The sequence below is a fragment of the Enterococcus sp. DIV2384 genome, assembly GCF_050534975.1.
Taxonomy (GTDB): Bacteria; Bacillota; Bacilli; order Lactobacillales; family Enterococcaceae; genus Enterococcus; species Enterococcus faecalis.
Map to the genome: position 1 here is coordinate 351,460 of NZ_CP172905.1, position 20,557 is coordinate 372,016.

General features: G+C 33.9%; 19 protein-coding genes, 1 tRNA gene and 1 pseudogene. 16 read left to right on the plus strand and 5 right to left on the minus strand.

The annotated features are described in order from the left end of the window. The first annotated feature begins 23 nt into the window (after positions 1-23). Entirely contained in the window at positions 24-1,310 is a 1,287-nt protein-coding gene (locus IGK54_RS01775) for a TPM domain-containing protein (protein ID WP_002390471.1), read from the plus strand. A gap of 39 nt (positions 1,311-1,349) precedes the next feature. Here the strand turns inward: IGK54_RS01775 and nrdF are convergent, their stop codons facing one another. From nrdF to IGK54_RS01795, 4 genes are all read right to left on the minus strand, one after another. Next, a complete protein-coding gene (nrdF, locus tag IGK54_RS01780) occupies positions 1,350-2,315 on the minus strand; it encodes a class 1b ribonucleoside-diphosphate reductase subunit beta (RefSeq protein WP_002355357.1) in 966 nt (321 codons plus the stop codon). A gap of 200 nt (positions 2,316-2,515) precedes the next feature. Then, positions 2,516-4,675, minus strand: a complete 2,160-nt coding sequence (gene nrdE / locus IGK54_RS01785; RefSeq protein ID WP_010825005.1) for a class 1b ribonucleoside-diphosphate reductase subunit alpha — start codon at positions 4,673-4,675, stop codon at positions 2,516-2,518. Further along, positions 4,656-5,033: a class Ib ribonucleoside-diphosphate reductase assembly flavoprotein NrdI gene (gene nrdI, locus IGK54_RS01790; protein ID WP_002355359.1), complete on the minus strand. Its 378-nt coding sequence runs from the start codon at positions 5,031-5,033 to the stop codon at positions 4,656-4,658. The genes nrdE and nrdI overlap by 20 nt, the downstream gene beginning before the upstream one ends. 1 nt (position 5,034) lies before the next feature. Next, positions 5,035-5,259 carry a redoxin NrdH gene (locus IGK54_RS01795; protein ID WP_002355360.1) on the minus strand — a complete coding sequence of 75 codons (225 nt, stop codon included), beginning with the start codon at positions 5,257-5,259 and terminating at the stop codon, positions 5,035-5,037. A 513-nt stretch (positions 5,260-5,772) separates the two neighbouring features. Between IGK54_RS01795 and IGK54_RS01800 the strand changes: the two genes are divergently transcribed. From IGK54_RS01800 to tnpA, 5 genes and pseudogenes are all read left to right on the plus strand, one after another. Further along, positions 5,773-6,246 (plus strand): ferrous iron transport protein A, encoded by a 474-nt coding sequence (locus IGK54_RS01800; protein ID WP_002355361.1) that lies wholly within the window; start codon positions 5,773-5,775, stop codon positions 6,244-6,246. Then, positions 6,243-8,393 carry a ferrous iron transport protein B gene (feoB, locus tag IGK54_RS01805; RefSeq protein WP_016615383.1) on the plus strand — a complete coding sequence of 717 codons (2,151 nt, stop codon included), beginning with the start codon at positions 6,243-6,245 and terminating at the stop codon, positions 8,391-8,393. The genes IGK54_RS01800 and feoB overlap by 4 nt, the downstream gene beginning before the upstream one ends. A 6-nt stretch (positions 8,394-8,399) precedes the next feature. Continuing rightward, entirely contained in the window at positions 8,400-8,537 is a 138-nt protein-coding gene (locus IGK54_RS01810) for a hypothetical protein (RefSeq protein ID WP_002355364.1), read from the plus strand. Between the two features lie 81 nt (positions 8,538-8,618). Continuing rightward, positions 8,619-8,692: transfer RNA gene (locus tag IGK54_RS01815), tRNA-Lys, on the plus strand. Between the two features lie 926 nt (positions 8,693-9,618). Beyond that, positions 9,619-9,939: pseudogene (gene tnpA / locus IGK54_RS01820) on the plus strand (IS200/IS605 family transposase); the annotation flags it as partial. Between the two features lie 306 nt (positions 9,940-10,245). On the opposite strand, the gene IGK54_RS01825 reads toward tnpA, so the two are convergent. After that, entirely contained in the window at positions 10,246-10,902 is a 657-nt protein-coding gene (locus tag IGK54_RS01825; protein WP_025188208.1) for a 4'-phosphopantetheinyl transferase family protein, read from the minus strand. A 271-nt stretch (positions 10,903-11,173) separates the two neighbouring features. Between IGK54_RS01825 and IGK54_RS01830 the strand changes: the two genes are divergently transcribed. From IGK54_RS01830 to IGK54_RS01875, 10 genes are all read left to right on the plus strand, one after another. Then, positions 11,174-12,556 carry a radical SAM/SPASM domain-containing protein gene (locus IGK54_RS01830; protein ID WP_010713566.1) on the plus strand — a complete coding sequence of 461 codons (1,383 nt, stop codon included), beginning with the start codon at positions 11,174-11,176 and terminating at the stop codon, positions 12,554-12,556. Then, positions 12,537-13,724 carry a hypothetical protein gene (locus tag IGK54_RS01835; RefSeq protein ID WP_002397530.1) on the plus strand — a complete coding sequence of 396 codons (1,188 nt, stop codon included), beginning with the start codon at positions 12,537-12,539 and terminating at the stop codon, positions 13,722-13,724. The genes IGK54_RS01830 and IGK54_RS01835 overlap by 20 nt, the downstream gene beginning before the upstream one ends. Positions 13,725-13,731: 7 nt before the next feature. Continuing rightward, the gene (locus IGK54_RS01840; protein WP_002401973.1) at positions 13,732-15,639 is read left to right on the plus strand and encodes an FtsX-like permease family protein; all 1,908 of its coding nucleotides are present in this window, start codon (positions 13,732-13,734) and stop codon (positions 15,637-15,639) included. A gap of 24 nt (positions 15,640-15,663) precedes the next feature. Further along, on the plus strand, positions 15,664-16,329 hold the full coding sequence (locus IGK54_RS01845) for an ABC transporter ATP-binding protein (protein ID WP_002361207.1): 666 nt from the start codon (positions 15,664-15,666) through the stop codon (positions 16,327-16,329). A 93-nt stretch (positions 16,330-16,422) separates the two neighbouring features. Then, positions 16,423-16,572, plus strand: a complete 150-nt coding sequence (locus IGK54_RS01850) for a hypothetical protein (protein WP_231415563.1) — start codon at positions 16,423-16,425, stop codon at positions 16,570-16,572. Between the two features lie 380 nt (positions 16,573-16,952). Then, positions 16,953-17,246 (plus strand): hypothetical protein, encoded by a 294-nt coding sequence (locus tag IGK54_RS01855; RefSeq protein ID WP_241408280.1) that lies wholly within the window; start codon positions 16,953-16,955, stop codon positions 17,244-17,246. 3 nt (positions 17,247-17,249) lie between these two features. Continuing rightward, positions 17,250-17,708, plus strand: a complete 459-nt coding sequence (locus IGK54_RS01860; protein ID WP_016615378.1) for an acyl-CoA thioesterase — start codon at positions 17,250-17,252, stop codon at positions 17,706-17,708. A gap of 66 nt (positions 17,709-17,774) precedes the next feature. Continuing rightward, positions 17,775-18,737 carry a hypothetical protein gene (locus tag IGK54_RS01865; protein WP_142957245.1) on the plus strand — a complete coding sequence of 321 codons (963 nt, stop codon included), beginning with the start codon at positions 17,775-17,777 and terminating at the stop codon, positions 18,735-18,737. A gap of 10 nt (positions 18,738-18,747) precedes the next feature. Further along, positions 18,748-19,488, plus strand: coding sequence for a 3-oxoacyl-ACP reductase FabG (gene fabG, locus IGK54_RS01870; protein WP_142957246.1), 741 nt, complete (start codon positions 18,748-18,750; stop codon positions 19,486-19,488). 20 nt (positions 19,489-19,508) lie between these two features. After that, positions 19,509-20,555 (plus strand): hypothetical protein, encoded by a 1,047-nt coding sequence (locus IGK54_RS01875; protein ID WP_241408283.1) that lies wholly within the window; start codon positions 19,509-19,511, stop codon positions 20,553-20,555. Positions 20,556-20,557 lie beyond the last annotated feature (2 nt).

Genomic DNA, 20,557 nt, shown 5'->3' on the forward strand with positions numbered 1-20,557 from the left:
TAAAAAGAAAGAAGTGAGGAAGGTTGGATAAAAAAGTCGAAAAAATTCAAGAAAAAGTTCGTTTGTTTTATAAAAAGCATCAGCGGAATACAACGATTGTTGTGGTAATTAGTTTAAGTATGATTTTAATATTAGGAATGGCTGCTTGGTATGAAGGAAAGGGAATCTCCTATGAAGCAAAACAAACTGCACTGAGAGAGAAGCAACATGCCTTACAAAAAAAGAGAGACGATATCTTAGCAGGGAAAATGACTGAAGCGTCAACCCAGACAACAATAAATAACTTTTCTAAACAAGAAATAACTGGTGAAAATGAATTAGTGACAATTACTGGAACGAATGGGCAGTTGAACATTAATGATGCTAATATCTATGTTTCAGATAATGCAGGTATTGTCTCAAATCAACTTAAACAGAAAATGTTTCAATTGAATCAACAATTGTTGGAAAATGCGAATGGCGCACAATTTATGCTTATTACCGTTCCTGCGTTACCTAGTGGGGAATCTGTTGAATCTTACAGCAATAAGATTGCTAATCAATTAGGTGTAGGGGATCGTGAAAAAAATAATGGTGTGGTTTTTCTAATGGCAATTGAGGATCGCGAGTCTCGCTTGGAAGTTGGATATGGCTTAGAGAGTATTTTAACGGATAGCTATGCGGATGATATTATTAATAATGAAGAAGTAAAAGAGGCTTTTAGAGACGAGGATTATAATACAGGTCTCAATAAAATTATTGATCAAGTATCGGCTGCAATCAATTCAAAAACCGCACAAGTAGATAATGAATTAACAAATATACAAACAGAGTTAAACACTAACACAACGAAAAGAAATGTTCTTTTAATGGCAAGTATTGCTGGGATGCTCATTTGTGCTATTTATATTTTACAAATTTTAAGAACAAGAAAACTTGTTAAAAAAATGTATCAAGATTATTTGAATTGTTTACCAACAAAGGCTGTCCTAAATAACTCAGAACAGACAAAGAAAGTATTAAATAAGATGAAAAAGACTTCTTTTTATTGTTTATATCTTAATGGAGCAACGTTATTTGCCACAAAAGGGAAAATAAGACGTGCCACTAAGCGTGGTTCTTTACTAAGTATATATCCAAATGCAAAAAAACAATCTTTTGGGCGTTTATTAGTAGGAGATACTTTATATAGTTATGATGGTAGTGTTTTGACGTATGCTTATTTAAACTCACAATACAATCCGTCTAATCATAGTAGTTCTGGTAGCGGCAGTGGTGGTTCATTCGGTGGCGGCTCATTCGGCGGTGGCGGCGCCTCAGGAAGTTGGTAAAATAAAAAGCTAGAAACGTTGATCGTTTCTAGCTTTTTGCTATTTATCTAAACCGTAAAGATAGTCATCATCTTTCATGGCTTCAACTGTTCCTAGTAAATAGCCATTTCCTACTTGGGAGAAGAAGTCATGGTTGCTAGTTCCTGTCGAAATACCATTCATTACAATCGGGTTCACATCATTGGCTGTATCCGCAAATAAGGGATCCATACCTAAGTTCATTAAAGCTTTGTTGGCGTTGTAACGTAAAAAGGTTTTTACTTCTTCGGTCCAACCTAAGTCATCATATAATTCTTCTGTATAACGTTCTTCGTTTTCGTACAATTCGTAAAGTAAATTATACATCCAGTCTTTTAGTTTATCTTGCTCATCTTCTGGTAATTCATTAAATCCTAATTGGAATTTATAGCCAATATACGTGCCGTGCACTGATTCATCACGGATAATCAATTTAATAATTTCAGCGACGTTCGCTAGTTTATTGTTTCCTAAATAGTAAAGAGGAGTGTAAAACCCAGAATAGAATAAAAACGTTTCTAAAAATACACTAGCAATTTTTTTCTCTAACGGAGTACCGTTTTTATAAATTTCGTTAATCCGTTCTGCTTTATATTGCAGATGTTTGTTGGTATTTGTCCACTCAAAAATATCATCAATCTCTTTTTTTGTATTTAATGTACTGAAGATAGAAGAATAACTTTTGGCATGGACAGATTCCATGAATTGGATGTTATTTAAGACGGCTTCTTCATGAGGCGTCCGCACATCATTTCTCAGTTGATCCATGCCGCTTTCTGATTGAACAGTATCTAATAAAGTTAAACCGCCGAAAACGTAGCCGACAGTAGTTTTTTCTAAATCGGAAAGAGTCCGCCAATCATCTAAGTCATTGGATAACGGAATCCGTGTATCTAACCAAAATTGTTCGGTTAATTTTTCCCAAGTGGATTTATCAATGACGTCTTCAATGGCGTTCCAGTTAATTGCTTCATAATACGTTGCCATGGTTATTCCTCCTGTATGCTGGGACAGCAGTCTGTTTGACTAGTTGTCTCGTTTCTTCGCTTAAAACGTTCTACAGAGTCCAAATAGGAGCGTGCAGCCGTTCTTCTTTGTCCAGTATATCTGAAAATGTCCTGTTTAAAAAGAGAACATTCCTAAAAAATAAGACGCTCAAGCAGAACGCCTTATTTAAGTGCTTTTCATTAAATCACGCAAGACTCACATTGATTGCTGCCAATTTCTTCAGCATCATCTGTAAATGTACGAATATAGTAAATTGATTTAATCCCTTTGTTGAACGCATAATGACGTAAAATGTTCAAGTCACGGGTTGTTTGTTTTGGTGTTTCTTTCCATTCATACAAGCCTTCAGGGATTTCTGAACGCATAAACAAGGTTAAACTCATTCCTTGATCAACGTGTTGTTGCGCTGTTGCGTAGACATCAATCACTTTGCGCATATCCATGTCGTAAGCAGAAGTATAGTAAGGGATTGTATCATTCGCTAAATAAGGCGCTGGATAGTAAATCTTACCAATTTTCTTCTCTTGACGTTCTTCAATCATGCGAGTAATTGGATGAATGCTGGCACTAGTATCATTAATATATGAAATTGAACCATTTGGCGCTACGGCTAAACGATTTTGATGATAAAGACCATCTTTTTTCACAGCATCGCGTAACGCAGCCCAATCTTCAGCCGTTGGAATCTGAATGTCTTTAAAAATTTCTTTCACTTTATCAAATTTTGGTGTAAAGTTGCCTTCAATATATTTATCGAAGTAAGCACCAGAAGCATAATCTGATTTTTCAAAATTGTTGAAGACTTGGTTACGTTCTTTCGCAATTTGATTACTTTCCATTAAAGTCCAGTAATTTAATAACATGAAATAAATGTCTGTAAAGTCTAATGATTCTTCAGAGCCGTATTCCATATGATTTTTAGCGAAGAAGGTGTGTAAGCCCATTGCGCCTAGTCCGATTGTATGGCTTAAACGATTTCCATTTTGGATAGTTGGCACGACATCAATTTCAGAAGCATCTGTTACAAAAGTTAACGCACGCGTCATAGCGCGGACAGATTTTCCAAAGTCAGGACTTTCCATTAAATTAACAATGTTAGTTGAACCTAAGTTACAACTAATATCTGTTCCTAAAACTTCATATTCTTGTTTCCCATTAATAACAGAAGGCGTTTGAACTTGAAGAATTTCAGAACATAAGTTACTCATGATAATCTTGCCATCAATCGGATTGTTTTTGTTAGCTGTATCAATATTGATGATATAAGGATAGCCAGATTCTTGTTGTAATTTAGAAATTTCATTTTCTAAGTCACGGGCTTTAATTTTACGTTTACGTATGTTTGGATTGGCCACTAGGTTATCATATTCTTTGGTGATATCTACATAGGAATAAGGCACACCATATTCGCGTTCCACACTATAAGGACTAAATAAATACATATCTTCGTTGTTACGCGTTAATTCGTAAAATTTATCTGGAACAATAACACCAAGAGACAACGTTTTTACACGGATTTTTTCATCAGCGTTTTCTTTTTTAGCAGATAAGAACATTTCAATATCTGGATGGAAGACGTTTAGATAAACCACACCAGCACCTTGACGTTGACCTAGTTGGTTAGAGTAGCTAAAGCTATCTTCAAATAATTTCATAACAGGGACAACACCACTTGCTGCGCCATCGTAACCTTTGATTGGTGCGCCCGCTTCACGTAAGTTGGAAAGAGTAATTCCTACGCCGCCGCCGATTCGTGATAATTGAAGGGCAGAATTAATTGAACGCCCAATGCTGTTCATATCATCTGTTACTTGAACTAAGAAACAAGAAACCAATTCACCTCGACGTTTACGCCCAGCGTTTAAGAAAGAAGGTGTGGCTGGTTGATACCGTTGATGGATCATTTCATCCGCCAATGTTAAAGCCAACTCTTCATCGCCATCCGCAAAATACAAGGCATTAAAGGCAACCCGATCTTCATATGTTTCTAAATACTCTGTTCCGGCGTTGTTCTTTAAAGCGTATTGAGAATAAAATTTATAAGCCGCCATGAAAGACTTGAATTGGAAATGTTGTTCATCTAAGAAAGCATATAATTTTTCAATAAAGTCCATTGAATATTTTTCGATGAATTCAGTTTCAATAAAATCTTCTTTCATTAAAAAGTTGATTTTTTCTTCAGCAGAGCTGAATTTACGTGTATTCGGTTCTACATTTTCTTTAAAGAAGGCTGCGAGGGCTTCTTTATCTTTATTTAAAGGGATTTGACCATCAACAGGACGGTTAATCTCGTTATTCAGTTTGAAATAGCTGACATCTTTAATTTCTTTTAGACTCAATTTCTTCCACTACTTTCTTAAAGGTCTCCACGTCTTCGTCTGTTCCGCTAAACTCAAAGGAGTATAGAAGCGGAACGTGGTAATCGCGGGCAATATCTTTGGCGGTATAGACAAATAATTCAGCGAAATTACGGTTGCCCCCACCAGCTACACCAACTAACAGTTCTTGATTACTTTTATAATCAAGAAAGTCATTCACTACCTCTGTAATTTCTGCATCATAGGTAGGAATGACAAGAATAAAAGGCTCATTTATTTCAAAAAAAGGATTCGCTGGCTCAAGTTCATAAGCAGGCAAATCCAATTTTTTAATAAAGCGCCTTGTTTGACCGGTGACTGAAAAATAAACAAGTTTCATCTTAGCTAGCCAATTGTTTTAATTGGTCTGGACGGAAGCCAACAACGGTTGTTGCTTCAGATGTGATTACCGGTACACTTTGGAACCCTTGTTCTTTTAACCAGTCGATAGCATCTGGTTGTGCGTCGATATTGATTTCTTCAAAAGCGATGTTATTTTCACTTAGGAAACGTTTCGCCATTTTACATTGGATACAGTTATTTTTTGAAAAGATTTTTACGTTCATTGAAAGTTCCTCCTCTTTTTTTCTACATAGACTAGTATAAATCTATGTAGAAAAAAGTCAACACTTTAACACTATATATTGTGGTGCGTTTTTCTCATAATACTAGTTTTTGTGTTTTTGAAAGAAAAATGAAAACACGTGAATCCTCGTTTTTGGGAGAAAAAACACATTGGTCAGTGTTTGACAAACAAAAAAATTAAAATTTTGAAAGAGAACATTTAGTGAAAAAACACTAAATATTGTGTTGACATTTGAGTTAGGCACAAGAAGAAAAAATAAGCGGATTTGTTATTGAATGAGTGGAATTTTACAGTAGCTAGTAACATAAAAAACAAGAACTGACTTTTTTTCAAAAATGGTAACCTGAAAAAAGTGTCTCTATATAGAAGGAAAATAGAAGAAAACAGGAGATACATCCAGAAATTCATTGACTTTCCGTGTAAGCAAGCGTATTCTTTTAATTGAGAACGATTCTCATTTTCGTTTGAAACTTTTTCACATGGAGGAAAGTAAATGATTACGTTAGCGCAGGCAGAAGTTGGGAAAGTCTATACAGTCGAAAGCGTCCAAGCAGATGTTCAGACAAAGAAACATCTGAACAATTTAGGTGTCGTTGCAGGCCAAGCAGTTGTCCTTGTCAATTATCAGAATCAAAATGGTATTGTTTTATTACATAATAGTCGAATTGCGCTGACAGATACGATTTTACAAGCGATTCATGTGGAGGAGCGCTCGGCGAATGAGAAAGTTTGGGTCTCCTTGGATACCTTGAAAGTTGGAGAACGCGCTACAATAGTAGGGATCCACGGACAAGGAGCGGTGAAACGTCGGTTGATGGACATGGGCTTAACAAAAGGAACAGTAATTTTTATTCGCAAAGTAGCTCCTTTAGCTGATCCAATTGAAATCAATGTACGTGGCTACGAACTAACGTTACGAAAAAGTGAAGCGGAACTAATCTTGGTTGAAAAGGAGGAAAGCGAATGACTCAGCAAATTGCACTAGCCGGCAACCCTAATAGCGGTAAAACGACAACGTTCAATATGTTAACAGGAGCCAACCAATATGTTGGAAACTGGCCAGGGGTGACTGTGGAACGCAAAGAGGGGGTGGCAAAGAAAGATAAGACACTCATCATTCAAGATTTGCCAGGGATTTACTCTCTTTCTCCTTATACGCCTGAAGAAATTGTGGCACGAGATTATCTTTTGGAGGACCAACCTTCAGTGATTTTGAATATTCTCGATGTGACCAATTTGGAACGGAATCTTTATTTAACAACACAATTAATTGAAACCGGATTACCGGTTGTTTGTGCGTTAAACATGATGGATTTGTTGGAAAAAAACGGCCAAACATTGAATAGTGAAAAGTTAAGTTATGGCTTAGGCGTGCCTGTCGTTGAGATTAGTGCTTTGAAGAATCGTGGGTTGGATCATGCTTTAAAACAAAGTAAGCAGCGAGCGAATGCCATAGAGACAGAGGTTATTTATCCTTCTTATGATAATCGCTTAGAAGCAGCACTTGCTGAAATTGTTGATATTTTAGGGAATACTGTTCCTGAATCGCAACAGCGTTGGTATAGTTTAAAACTTTTTGAACGAGATGTTCGAACCAAAGAGCAATTATTATTGAGTTCTTTTCAAGAAAAAGAAATTGAAGAAGTCATACAAATTACCGAAAAAATCTTTCAAGATGAAAGTGAAGCGATTATCATTAATGAACGCTATGCCTTTATTGCTCGATTAATTGCTTTGTGTGCGACGAAAAAAACAGAAATGACATTTACTCACAGTGATAAGATTGACCGAGTGGTAACCAATCGGTGGTTGGCGTTGCCAATCTTTGCGTTTGTGATGTGGTTGGTCTATTACTTGTCTATTCAAACGGTTGGTACAATGGGGACAGACTGGTTAAACGATGTCTTTTTCGGGGAATGGGTTCCTCAATTTGTGGGAAATTGGTTGGCGCAATGGCAAGTAGCGCCATGGATGCAAAGTTTAATTTTAGATGGGATCATTGCAGGTGTTGGGGCGGTGTTAGGCTTTTTACCGCAACTGGCCGTCCTGTTTTTATGTTTAGGTTTTTTAGAAGATTGTGGCTATATGGCACGGATTGCCTTTGTCATGGATCGCTTGTTTCGGAAATTCGGCCTATCTGGTAAGTCGTTTATTCCAATGTTAATTGCGACAGGTTGTGGGGTCCCAGGCGTGATGGCTAGTCGAACGATTGAAAACGAATGCGATCGGCGAATGACTATTATGGTCACGACTTTTATGCCATGTTCGGCGAAGTTGCCAATTATCGCTCTGATTGCAGGTGCATTTTTTCCTAACCAAAGTTGGGTCTCTCCCTCTGCTTATTTCTTAGGGGTTGCTTCCATTGTGTTATCAGGAATTGCTTTAAAAAAGACCAAGCATTTTTCGGGAGATCCAGCACCATTCATTATGGAACTTCCCGCCTATCATTTGCCACAGCTTAGAAGTGTGGTTCGACATGCCTATGAACGATGTCGCTCATTTGTAAAAAAAGCAGGCACGATTATTTTTGTTTCCAGTATTCTCATTTGGTTCATGTCCCATTATTCTGTGACGTTTCAACCCGTTCCAGAAAGTCAAAGTATTCTAGCATTTCTAGGTAAAGGGTTGGCGGTGCTATTTATCCCATTAGGTTGGGGGAATTGGCAAGGGGCAGTTGCTACAATTACAGGATTGATAGCGAAAGAAAATATTATTGGTACCTTAGGCATTTTATTTGGCAATGTGAAAGATGTTTCTGAAAACGGGGTAGAAGTCTGGGGCGCACTGCAACACACCTTTACGCCAGTCGCGGCCTATTCGTTCTTAACTTTTAACTTATTATGTGCACCTTGTTTTGCTGCAATTGGCGCAATTCGTCGTGAAATGGGAGACCTCAAATGGACATTAGGAGCCATTGGTTATCAATGCGGTTTGGCTTATATGGTTAGTTTTGTGATTTATCAATTGGGCCATGTGTTAGTCGAAAAAGGCACACTAACTCTGGGGACTTTTTTAGCGATGGGTGTTGTTTTAGCTGGATTTTATTTCCTTATAAGAAAACCAAAGCCAGGCAAAGAAAGTGTCCAAGCAATCACTTCTTTAGAAAGAGGGTAATAACGGATGGCAACAATTATTTTATCCATTTTAATTTTTGGAACAGCAGGAATCATCACCTATCGACGAATCAAAAAAGGGGAAAGTTGTGAAGATTGTCAAACAGCTTGTCCTGTAAAAAAAGAACAATCTTCACAAGAATAACAACTGAAAAAAATTCCCTCTTGTATAAATAATAGCGGAGTGCTACAATATTGAGGTAGCTGAAAAGCCATTTTATACAACGGGGGCATAGCTCAGTTGGTTAGAGCATCTGACTCTTAATCAGAGGGTCTAGGGTTCGAATCCCTATGCCCCCATTGGGTGCCAAACCCACGAGAACAGTATTCTGTCGGCGTCTTAGGACGTTTCGAAGACGGAGTACGCGTTCTCTTTTTTTGCGCTTTGTCAAATAATGTTGGTAAAGAGAAATTGTAGAATCCTGTCGAGTCCAGAGGAGAAAATCCTCTGGATTTTTTTTGTATAGATTGAAAGAGGTCGGTACAGAAGTATTTAACTCCGCGAACCATGTAGGTACTGTTCAACACTCCTAAAGGCTCAAATACATCGAGTAATCGCAGATGTCATTTATTTGCTAAATAGTGTTTCTCAGCACTTAAGAAGGCTAAACTGCGACGAATGCTCACATGAGAAAGCCAATAAGAAGGAATTTCCGAAAATTGTCATAAAACACAACGAGGAACGAGTTGATGTTGCATGATACACTACATTCCGTTTCGTTCGTATCAATTTCTACGCATGGAACATGCTAGAATTGAAGGACCCGGTGTTCTATAATGTTTGGAGACCAGGTAGGTATTGTTCATCATCGAAACACTACGTTCTTCGTGATTTTCAACACTTGGAAGGATTAAGATACACCGAACGCTTGTGTGAGAAAGTCAATTTCGGCTTATTGTTTTCTCGCCAAAGGCTCGTCACAGTTTTATCCTTGTAAGTTCCGAAGGACCTTCACCAAGTAGGTACGATGATTTCATCTGTTCATGCTTCACAGTGAAACATCGCAACTCTTAGAGCTGTAGCTTTTTTGAAGGCTGTACTGTGACGAGACGCATGTCGAGAAAACACCTTAGAAGTTGTTGAGATCGAAGCAATGCGTAGTGTTGCTTCTGCTCCCGCCGTTTATCAATTTTTAAGCCTGGGACAAAAATCCAAAATGCTTTTTGTCCCAGGCTCTCAGGATAGCTTCTAGCGAGGGATTAAAAAGCCTTCCAAATTGTTAACATGTATAGATCATATTCATATGCTAGTATGCATTTCTCCGAAATTAAGTGTCTCTCAATTCATTGGGATTTAAAAGGAAAAGGTAGCTTAATTATATTTGATAGGCATAGTAAAATATCGTTATGGAAATAGAAAATTCTGGTGTCGCGGTTACTACGTGGATACAGTAGGAATAAATAAAAAGTAGATAGAAGAATATATTCGTAATCAACTTCGTGAAGATTACGTAGCTACTCAGCTAACGGTGTTTGAAGAAGTAGATCCGTTCACAGGACAAAAAATTATAAAAAATGAAATAGCTCCATTAATGAGCTGTAAGTAAATGTGGTGCGGAAGGGAACTTTTTCGGTAAGCCTTTTAGGCTTAGGCCGGTAATAGTGGATTACAGCCGTAGAACAAACCACCCGTTCACACGGGTGGTTTTGATTATGGTTATTATGTTATTAGGCACTTAACCTGAAAGATGGAATGATCCCAACAAAACGGCTTATGTCATTATTTATGAATATCATTATCGGTTCCGTTAATTTCTAAATCCCAAAAGGCAAGTAGTTCTACTTTATGCTGCGTGCTTTCTTGTATTTGCTCAATTAAATAAGCTGGTAAAGTAAGTGAAATCCAATGTTGATCAGAAAAAAAAAGATAGACATTTAAAGTTTTTGAAATGAACAAATTCAGAAACCCAAATATTTTTATGACAGGTAACGGACTTTACTGAAAAAAATGATAATGGCAGTGTTAAACCAGTTAGTACTGCTTTAGACAGACTTTCTTTTATTGTCCATAATAAAACACTATATTGTAATCTTTGGTTTTGCTTATCTAATTGGTCAACAATATTTTTTTCATGATTTTCTATGTTTGAGTAAAGGGTATTTTCTTTTTGTTTTGAAACCAGTTCTATATCTACACCGGCACAAATTGATGCTGGAAATGCCAGTGCGATTGTTGCATTTTTTGTATGGGACAGCGAGACTCCCTGCATGCTGAATTGTTCATACTGAATAATAGGCTGAGAGAAACAACCAACTAGAATTTCTAATTTTTGAAGATTTGATTCATTCAACAAGAGAGAAACAGCAGTTTTTGCTGCATATCTACCTATTTGATAGGTCATTTTTCTGTTGAGATTACGATAACTATTACAAATATGTTGTTCGCGCTCGCTAAGAAAAGCGATAGGAAATTTAAAATCATTTGATTCAAATTTCCCATAAGAAATAATAAGCTTTTTTGGAACTGGGTTGGACTTCAATTTTAGTAAAAGAATGTGTGAGTTAAGCAATACTTTTTTCTCCTTGCTATTTTATGAATAGGTGTATCTCTAGACAAAATGATTTAAAAAGATTGTAGGCATCCATATTACCTATCATTTTATTCTATAACATTTAAAGTGTAAACATTACTAAAAAATTATCTATGGATTCATAACAATTTTCCGCTTTTACTTATTTAATTTACATTCCTGTTCCTTTAAACTATATACATGGTATTTCATTATTTGTAAATTTAAAATGATTTTATGAAGCGAGTACTAATATATGAGGAGGAAAAGTATGCAGAATCAGGTATATTTAATAAATAGTGATCAAGAGCAATTTAATATTTTTTTCCATCCTGAAACTTCTCGAATGATGAGAGTTTCTAAAGAACTGTCCGTAGATCAGATGACTAACGAACAGATAGATGAACTACTTAAACAATTTAAAAAGGAAAATAGTTCGGATGTAGCTGTAGAAAAAGTTCCAGGTAGAGGGACTGTTGCGTTGACATTTATGTCTGCTAGAACATGTAATCTCGGTTGTACATATTGCTTTGCAGGTGAGGGAGAGTATGGATCTGTATCGGATAAACCTGCATTTTTTACTAAAGAAAACTATATGAATGCAGTTAGATTTGCACTTGAAAATTATTCAGATGGCATCAAAAGTATGTGCTTTTTTGGTGGAGAGCCGATGATTAATTTTAGAGAAATCAAGTCATTTGTTAAGGAAGCACAAGATTTCTTTAAAAAAAATGATATGGAATTTCCACCAACATCTATTTGTACTAATCTAGTTGGAATTTCAAGTAAAGCAATAGAATTTCTAAAAGATAACAACATATTTATTGTTACAAGCTTGGATGGACCTAAAAAATTGAATGATCTTGCAAGGATTTATCAGGGAGATGGAAAGCTGAGTGTATATGACAATGTGGTAAAAGGAATAAATAGAATGAAAGAGCAAGGTGTTTCATATGTCTTACAAGCAACGATAAATAGAAATCATCTAGAGAATTATCAACAAGGTGATGGAGTTAAGTGGGCAAAAGCAATGGATGAGTTAGGGTGGGAAAATCTTGCTATAGTACCTGTAGATACAGCTGTAGAATCATTAGCTATTACTGGTGAACGCTTGCTATCAAATCTAGAAAGCTTTACTAGAGAAATCACGCAGTATTATATAGGAAAACTCTACAAAGGAGAAACAGATCAAATCCCTTCTGGAATTATTGCTCCACTCATTCAAATTGCTAAAGATCGTTCTTTAAGGGACTGTAATGCAGGACACTCGCTGTTTTTTGATACAAATATGCATATCTATCCATGTCAAATGTTTGTAAATGAAGAAAAATTTAATATGGGAAATATAGAAGAAGGATTGAATTATGAAAAAGCACATGGCATCGCCAATGTTAGTAGACAAGATGCACCTGAATGCCAGGCATGTTTTGCAAGAAAAATCTGCTCTGTATTTTGTAAGGGAATTCAATTTCAATCTCATGGAGATATGTACGTAGTTAGTTCACCAAGATGTACTTTTTCTAGAACGACCATTGAAGAATCTATTAAGACTTTAGCTACTATGGATAAAACATCAGCTGAATATAAACTTTTTTGGGATAGTTTTAAAAAAGTTTCAAAAAGGACTGGTAATTTTGGATACACAAAAACTTGACTTAGATAAATCAAAAGGGCTAGTCGTTGATGATGTTACTCTTATTAAAGATAAATCTATGAAAGATACTAAATATTTTTTGATAAGTGAAAAAAGAAGTAAATATATAAAACTTTCAAAGGAACAATATACTTTTTTTGAAGGTTTGATTCCTTTGCTTAAGAAAGAAAAAATTGAAGAAGTAAAAGAATTTTTACATGAAAATAGTACGATTAGCTACGAAAAAATGAGAACCATATTAAGTAAGCATAATTTGTGTACGTACCCAAATACAAATAGTCAAAGTAATATCGAGTTTGAGTTGAATAGTCGGAAACTATTTGAAATTCCTTTATTTGCTATTCAAAAAAGAATTGAGAGAGTGACTAAAGGCATATACTATTTAAATTTATTGTTGATAGCTGTAATGTTAATTGGATTTCCAATTATTATTATTAAATTTCCAGTTCAACTAATAGATTCTTACATAAGCCAGATAAATTTTTCAATTCTAAATGTGACTAAAGTAGATATTATTGTTATTTTATTTGCTGGAAGCGGATCACTTGTTTTTCACGAATTAGGTCATTTATTATCATCTAATTACTATAATGTTGGATGGAAAAGCTTAAACATTCGTTTGAAATGGGGATTTTCTCCAGTGATATATATTCGTTATTCAGATATGTATACGATCGATAGTTGGAAACGAGTTAAGATATTAGGTTTTGGTATGATAAATAACTGTATACTGATATTTTTCTCATTATGCTTATTTATCATTACAAATAATTGGTGGTTTGGTTATATAGCTCTTCTTAATATAGGGTATCTTTTTAGTAGTTTATTACCGCTATCAACGAGTGATGGATACCATATTTTTACAATCATATATGGTAGTGAAGGGACAAGATGGCAGTTATTGTTGCTTCTTGCAGGAGTAATAAAAAAAGAGACCTCAATTTTAAAAAAATTTCAAAACAAAAAAATGATTGGATTGTTTCTTTATTTTATTCTTTCATATGTTATTGGTATTGCAGGGATTTTTTCTATTATACGTATAACATTGAATTATCTAAACGTATTTGGTTTTAGTTCAACAGTACTAAGCATTTTCGTCTATGTAATGGCATTTATAAGTCTAATACAAGTACTTCTTTCTTTTAAGAAAGCATTAAAATCTTTTTGAAGACATTATGAAGGATGTGAGAAATATGTGGATATATATTCGAGAAAATTTAAAAAAAAATAGTAGTAAGTTTCTTTTCATCATATTGATATTTTTTGTAACAATGCTGCTATTGACATTTTCTTTAGGAGTTATTTATACAATAAACTACAGAATTGAAAATGAGTTAGCAGACTATTTATTAAAAAAAGACTTTAAAAATATGAAATTATTTTTACAATTAGGGACGGGAGTTCTTGTAGGTTTTTCTTTATTTATTATTTATAATACATACTCGATTGTTATTCAAGGGAGAAAGAAAGAATTCCAACTGCTATATAAGTTAGGTATGAAATACAAAAAAATTCAGCAGATTTTAAGTATTGAAAGCTTTCTGCTAAGTTCTGTTACAGCCGTTATTGGACTTTTCACAGGCATAGTGTTTTCAAGAGTATTTTTGTCTAATTATCAAGACATGAAGGTCGAACATATTCCAATTTATATTTATCTACTAGTTATTGTTTCTGCAATTTTATTTTTTATATGGTGCGGTTCAAAAAATCTAAAAAGTATGAATATCGAAGTAGAAAGTAAACAGAAAGAAGGCAGCACGTTTAAGTCTCAATCTACTATTAAAGAAAAATTTTTATTTAGAATTAAGTTAGCTTTAGGTATTATCCTTTTGATTGTTTCAATTGTTAGTGGATACACAACTATGAAAATAATTTTACTATTTACAGGTTTAATCTTGATTTTTGATCCGTTAATAGCAGGGACCTTGGCGTCTCTTCGTTTTTTGTCGCTCCGTTTTAACCGACTTTCTTTGTTCGTTGCTGTGGAAGAAAATTGCTGGAATATTAAAAGAATCAGCTCATTAATATCTACATTGGCCTTTTCAGTTATGCTTCTAGTAGGAATGTTAACCTTTTTTCATTCTGTCAAGGAAGCTGTTGTACAAAAGGTAGATGAGACCTATAGATTTGAACATATACTTGTGATGAATGAATTATCTGAGGTCAAAGAAGAAAAAGTTAAGGCTTATTTGCAGAACTTATATCCACATGCAACTTTTGAGATTGCTTTAAGTATGGAGATTGAAAAAGAAACTAATGAAAACACTTTGATTTTGACAGGCGTTTCTTCTAACTTCAAAAATATTCAAGTGTTAGAAATGGAAAAAGAGTTTAATATTAAAGATTTTGATTTAAATAATGATAGTTTGAATGTATTATTTCCGTCACAGTTAGCTGAAAAATCAAAGATCAAACGTAATCAAGTCATAGACTATTTCTTTGATAAAGACAAATCTATAAAAATTAGTCCGAAAGATTTTTATCAGCCATTGGATCTACAACAAGTGTTTACATCCAAATCTGCTTTAACAGAGTATTTATTTGGAAAGGATGTTAAAGGAATTTACAACACAATCTATTTGAATCGGCTGAGTGATGAAGAAATAAAAGAATTCACAAAGTATTTATCTATTGAAAATTATAACTTAATGAATATTGGTGATCTAAAAGATAAATACAAAAATCAAGCAATTAAACAAACTGAAATGATTGAAGCATTTATTTATGCGCTGATCTTTTTCAGTGGAGCAATCATATTAAATATGTTTATTCTTTCAATTAGTTCTAGACAAAGAATATACAAAGGATTGTTAATTATGGGGATGAAAAGAAAAGCTTTGCTAATCAGTATGTTAATAGAAATGTCTATTATCTATATTTTAGGTGTTGTTTTAGGTTGGCTTTTCGGGCTTACATTTGCTGAAGGTGGGATTAAGATGATGGAAGAAGTTATTGTATTCAAACCTGTCATTAATATTCCTTACTTGCAAGTATGTTCAATATTAGTTGTTATCTATTTGATACTTGTCTTGGGGATTATTTTAATTTCTAGAGTTATTTTAAAAGAAAAAAATAGGAAGTAAGAATCTGAATAGGAAGGTGAAAATATGATTGAACTAAAGTCTGTCGAAAAGGAATACGGAATAAATGGACACTCTCAACAAGTTCTAAATGGTATAACAATTACTTTGGAGAAAGGTAATATTTATGCTTTAGTGGGACCGTCTGGCTCAGGTAAATCTACTTTGCTGAACATTATTGGTGGGTTAATTCATCCCACTAAAGGGGAAGTGAAAATAGGGGATAAGAACATCACAGAATTTAATAGTAATCAATTAGCTGAATTACGTACTAATGATATTGGATTCATTTTCCAAGATTTTAATTTGATTCCCTTTCTAAATGTAAAAGAAAACATTCTTTTCTCGCTTCGTTTAAAAGGTGAAAAGATTGAAAATCATTCAGATAATTATGAACAGCTAGTCAATTGGTTAGGAATTAAGAAGATTGAAGAAAAATATATAAATGAAATTTCTGGTGGTGAGCAACAACGTACGGCAATTGCCCGTTGTTTACTAATGGAACCTAAAATTATTTTGGCTGATGAACCTACTGGAAATTTAGATAAAAAAAATACAGATGCATTCTTGAAACTGATTCGAACGCTTCCATTTATGGAAAACAAGGTTTTCATTATTGTAACACATGATGAATCTGTAGAGCGATTCTGTGATCAAGTTTTTAAATTGGAAGAAGGACAAATCATAACTTAGGATATTTTAATTTTTTATGAGATATCAAAAAAAGAAGGAAGTAGGGATAAAAAATGCTTTTACATGATTTTGATTTCGAAGATTTGGACAGTATTGAAGAAGTTATTACACCAGGATTCGGACCATGTTTCTGTTGTTAAAGAGAGAAAGGAGAAACTGAGAATGAAATTTATTGATTTTGAAGATTTAGAAGAAATTGAAGAAGTTATCACTCCAGGGGCAGGAAGTGCTTTTTGCTGCTAATAAAACGGATATTTAATGAGAGGGGATAAATAATGAAAGAAAGATTCAGTATTATTGATTTTGAAGATTTGGAAGAAATTGAAGAGGTTACTACACCCGGAAGTGGTAGCGTAATGTGTTGCTAATTCTAAGGTGTAATAATAAAGTGCTGTTGGCTACAAGATGGCAATAAATCGTAAAGGAGGAGAACGGTGATGGAAGAAAAATTCAATATTATTGATTTTGAAGATTTAGAAGAAATCGAAGAAGTTATTACCCCAAATAAAGGTTCAGTAACTTGTTGCTAGAGATTTGAATTTTTGCGAGGGCTTAGGAGTGTTCTTCTTGGCCCTTTCAAAATTAAATGACGTATAAATTATTTTATAAATAGAGAAGAGAAGGTGAAACTGTTGGGGAATTTGAAAAGTGAGTTAACAAAAATGATTATCAGTCGTTGTAACATTTATGATCTTGATCAGGAAAATTATGATTACGACGCACCACTTTTTGGTGGAATGATTGAAGAACAAGAGATGACAGAAAATACAATGGATCTGGACTCCGTGGATGCATTGGAAGTTGTATCAGGGATCAAAGAAATGTACGGTGTATCTATTGATATTGATGAAAGCAGTGTTTTTTACAGTATAAGTAGTTTAGCTAAATACATACAAGAAAATACTGAGGAACAGTAATTAATGGATAAGACGGTCATTGAAATAAAAGGACTCTACACACTTCAGCCAAGATTTTCTGATTTCGATTCCTATGGTATTGCACATCATGGAAAATATTTATACTGGTTAGAGGAAGCACGTTTTGATTTCATTAGAAAATATTTTGGTGAAGATGAAGAGCACAGCATCCATATGTATAAATTTCCATTGACAAACCAATATTTAAAATATATTAAATCGTTTAAGCCGGAATGTACAGTAGCTATTCGTTACAATTTGAAAGGAGATTTAATTTCTAATAAGTTTCAATTTTTTTACAGATTATTCGATAATAAAAATCAACTTTGTTGTAAGGGGATGACTACGCATGTCTTATTAGATGATAAAGGAAATCTTGTAAAAGAACTTCCAGATGTGATCTCTGAACGGTTAATAAAAATCGATTTTACACAAAAAAATACTAAAGATGCTGAAGACTGATTAATTACGGTAACTACACATAATACGCAATTAAAGTGTAGGAATAAAGAGAGGGGGAATGAAGGTATGACAAATATTTTTATCAATAAGGCAGCGATAGTTATGAGTTCGCCCCCAAAAGAATCATGGAATGACTACTTGATGAACATTAAACAAATTGAAGTCGGTGAACTAGCAAAAATAAGGAAATACCGAAGACTTGATCGGATGTCTTTGTTAGCTATAGCTGCAGGTCAAGGAAATATTTTGGGAGAGGTTGATCGTAGAAAAGTTGGAACTATATTCAATACGAGTTATGGGCCAGTAGATACAAACCTAAAATTTATTAAAAGTTACTTGGAAAAAGGAGTGGTAGGTGTTAGCCCCATTCAATTTTCGCATACTGTAAATAATGCTGCGTTGGGCCATTTTTGTCAAGTTTATCAACATACTGGACCAAGTACAATGTTATTGAATAGTAACTATCTCGCAATGTCCGCTCGCATGATAAAAAATGGCCGTGTCGATTCCATATTTACTTGTGGACTGGAACCACATAGTGAGATTCTAAAAAGAAGTTTTGCCCAAATCGGTCGGCAGTTTTTAGAAAATGCCTCAACAATGTTTTTATCGACAGAACAAAAAAGTCAGTCAATCAGACTAGTTTCATATACCGAATATTATATAGGTGAGCATAATTATTTTACTGGTTTGCATCGTGAGTTCAGTCACTTACTTTTCAATTTTTTAGGAGAACTTTGTCAATGTTATGATCTTCAAAATAATTCGCTTCTCTCTTTTATATCTAACAATAGTATCGATGCAGAGCGACAAGAAGAAAAAGACGGGCTTAAAGAGTATTTTCAAGAGTCAGTAGAATATGTAAATACAAATTTAGAAATTTTTGAGGCTTTGGGAGGAAATTTAGGTGTGGTTTGTAATGTTGGAATTACTCAATTGTTAAAGTCAGACAAGACAAATTGTTGTGTAATTGTGGCCGATTATGATCTATCGGGAAATTGTAACTTGTTTTTACTCAGTAAAAGGTAGGGTGAGTAATATGTTTGAATCATTAAAAAATCAGATTGTATTAGTTACAGGAGGAAGCAGAGGTATTGGTCAGGCAATTGTCAAAGAATTATGTAATCATGGAATGATTGTAGTTATGACCTATCTCTATTCTTCAAAAATTAATCAAGAGTTACAGGATTTCGAGGAGAAAAATCAGCTTTTTAGATATAAAATGGATATATCAAAACTAGATGATATAAAAGTTGTAGTAAATAAAATCGAAAAAGAACTTGGGGAAATTAAATTCTTAGTTAACAATGCGGGGATTGTAAAAGATAAGTATTCAATGATCATGGATGATTTTTCATGGAATTCTGTTATTGATACAAATCTATCTGGTCCTTTTAGAGTGACAAAAGTAGTTTTACCTGGAATGTATAGTTCCGGACACCCATCCTCTATTGTGAATATTTCCTCAGTTTCTGGGTTAATAGGAACAGAAGGACAAAGTAATTATTGTGCTTCAAAACATGGATTGATTGGAATGACGAAAGCAATCGCAAAAGAAGTAGCAAGGAAAAATATTCGTGTAAATAGTATTGCTCCTGGGTATATTCAAACAGATATGCTAAATGCATCTATAGATAAAAAAAATTTAGAAAGACAGATTCCTCTTGGTCGTATTGGAGAGCCAGAAGAAATAGCAAAAATAGTTTTGTTTTTACTGAGTGATAGCTCTAGCTATATAACTGGAACTACAATTGTGGCGGATGGTGGTTTGACTTCATGAAAAAGAGAGGAGAAAATTAATTGGAATTTAGAGAATGTAGACTAGTGACCTTACATCGTATATTTAAGGAGATAGATCCAACAATTGAATTAACAAAGTCTTTTCTTTTTCTTGGAGGAATAAAAATTGCGTTGTACAAATTTCCTTTTCGCAAGAATGAATTAATTGGCTTGAATGGCTCTGGAGAAATGAATTCTCCTTATATTTTTGATGAGTTGGAAATTATATATGAAACAATCGATAGTCAAACTTTTTTTTCTGAGTATTTTCAAAATAGAGAGAAATATTTATATATATTGCCATTATTAGGGGATTTTCTGGGTGTAGAAAAATATGACACAAGAAACATTTCAGTTACAGGGCAATCGTATTTAATGATTGATGATATGGACGAACAAAAAATCTATTTTGAATTTCAAGGGACGCAAGAATTTTTGATGAAGAGCATTCTTGAAGATGTAGCAAAAAAACAAGTATGGTTACTTAATGGCGAATTTTATATATATAAAATATGTAAAAGGAAATTACAAGAAAATTTACTTTTAAGAAAAAAATTAGAAATAGCAGAAGAAGAGTTACTTTTAACTTGTCTCAATAATTATTTTTCAGAATTTGAATATATTTCTGAAGAGGGGTTAGTTAGAGTTGAAGGTATTCAAACTTTTGAACAAATTATAGATTACTTTAAAAAGTTAAAAATGGATATTAGTAAGTATAACAAAACAAAGAACAAAAATAACTATAGAAAATATATATATTTACAGATGTTACATATGCAAAAATTAATTTGTGGAGGCACGGATGCCTTTTTTCGGAATGAGTTTAAAACAATACTAGAAAAATATTATTTAAAGAATGATGATTCTGCAATTATAAAAAATAAATGGATAAATCTTGCTGCTCTGTGGAGAGATTTTGCCAGAAAACTTCAAAATAATATTTCTTATAATTTTATTATGAAGCAACCTGAAAAAGTAATAGATATGATCATTGATTATTTGAAAAAAATAGCATTACTTGAAGTTGATGTTATGAAAGAGACTAATGCTCTTTTTATGAAGAAATAGGA

What these genes read in the sequence shown, in the direction of transcription:
- IGK54_RS01830 (WP_010713566.1), top strand. Translation starts at nt 11,174, where the DNA reads ATGCAGAATCAGGTATATTTAATAAATAGTGATCAAGAGCAATTTAAT.
- IGK54_RS01845 (WP_002361207.1), top strand. Translation starts at nt 15,664, where the DNA reads ATGATTGAACTAAAGTCTGTCGAAAAGGAATACGGAATAAATGGACAC.
- fabG (WP_142957246.1), top strand. Translation starts at nt 18,748, where the DNA reads ATGTTTGAATCATTAAAAAATCAGATTGTATTAGTTACAGGAGGAAGC.
- feoB (WP_016615383.1), top strand. Translation starts at nt 6,243, where the DNA reads ATGACTCAGCAAATTGCACTAGCCGGCAACCCTAATAGCGGTAAAACG.
- IGK54_RS01865 (WP_142957245.1), top strand. Translation starts at nt 17,775, where the DNA reads ATGACAAATATTTTTATCAATAAGGCAGCGATAGTTATGAGTTCGCCC.
- IGK54_RS01795 (WP_002355360.1), bottom strand. Translation starts at nt 5,259, where the DNA reads ATGAACGTAAAAATCTTTTCAAAAAATAACTGTATCCAATGTAAAATG.
- nrdI (WP_002355359.1), bottom strand. Translation starts at nt 5,033, where the DNA reads ATGAAACTTGTTTATTTTTCAGTCACCGGTCAAACAAGGCGCTTTATT.
- nrdF (WP_002355357.1), bottom strand. Translation starts at nt 2,315, where the DNA reads ATGGCAACGTATTATGAAGCAATTAACTGGAACGCCATTGAAGACGTC.
- IGK54_RS01860 (WP_016615378.1), top strand. Translation starts at nt 17,250, where the DNA reads ATGGATAAGACGGTCATTGAAATAAAAGGACTCTACACACTTCAGCCA.
- IGK54_RS01810 (WP_002355364.1), top strand. Translation starts at nt 8,400, where the DNA reads ATGGCAACAATTATTTTATCCATTTTAATTTTTGGAACAGCAGGAATC.
- IGK54_RS01840 (WP_002401973.1), top strand. Translation starts at nt 13,732, where the DNA reads ATGAAGGATGTGAGAAATATGTGGATATATATTCGAGAAAATTTAAAA.
- IGK54_RS01800 (WP_002355361.1), top strand. Translation starts at nt 5,773, where the DNA reads ATGATTACGTTAGCGCAGGCAGAAGTTGGGAAAGTCTATACAGTCGAA.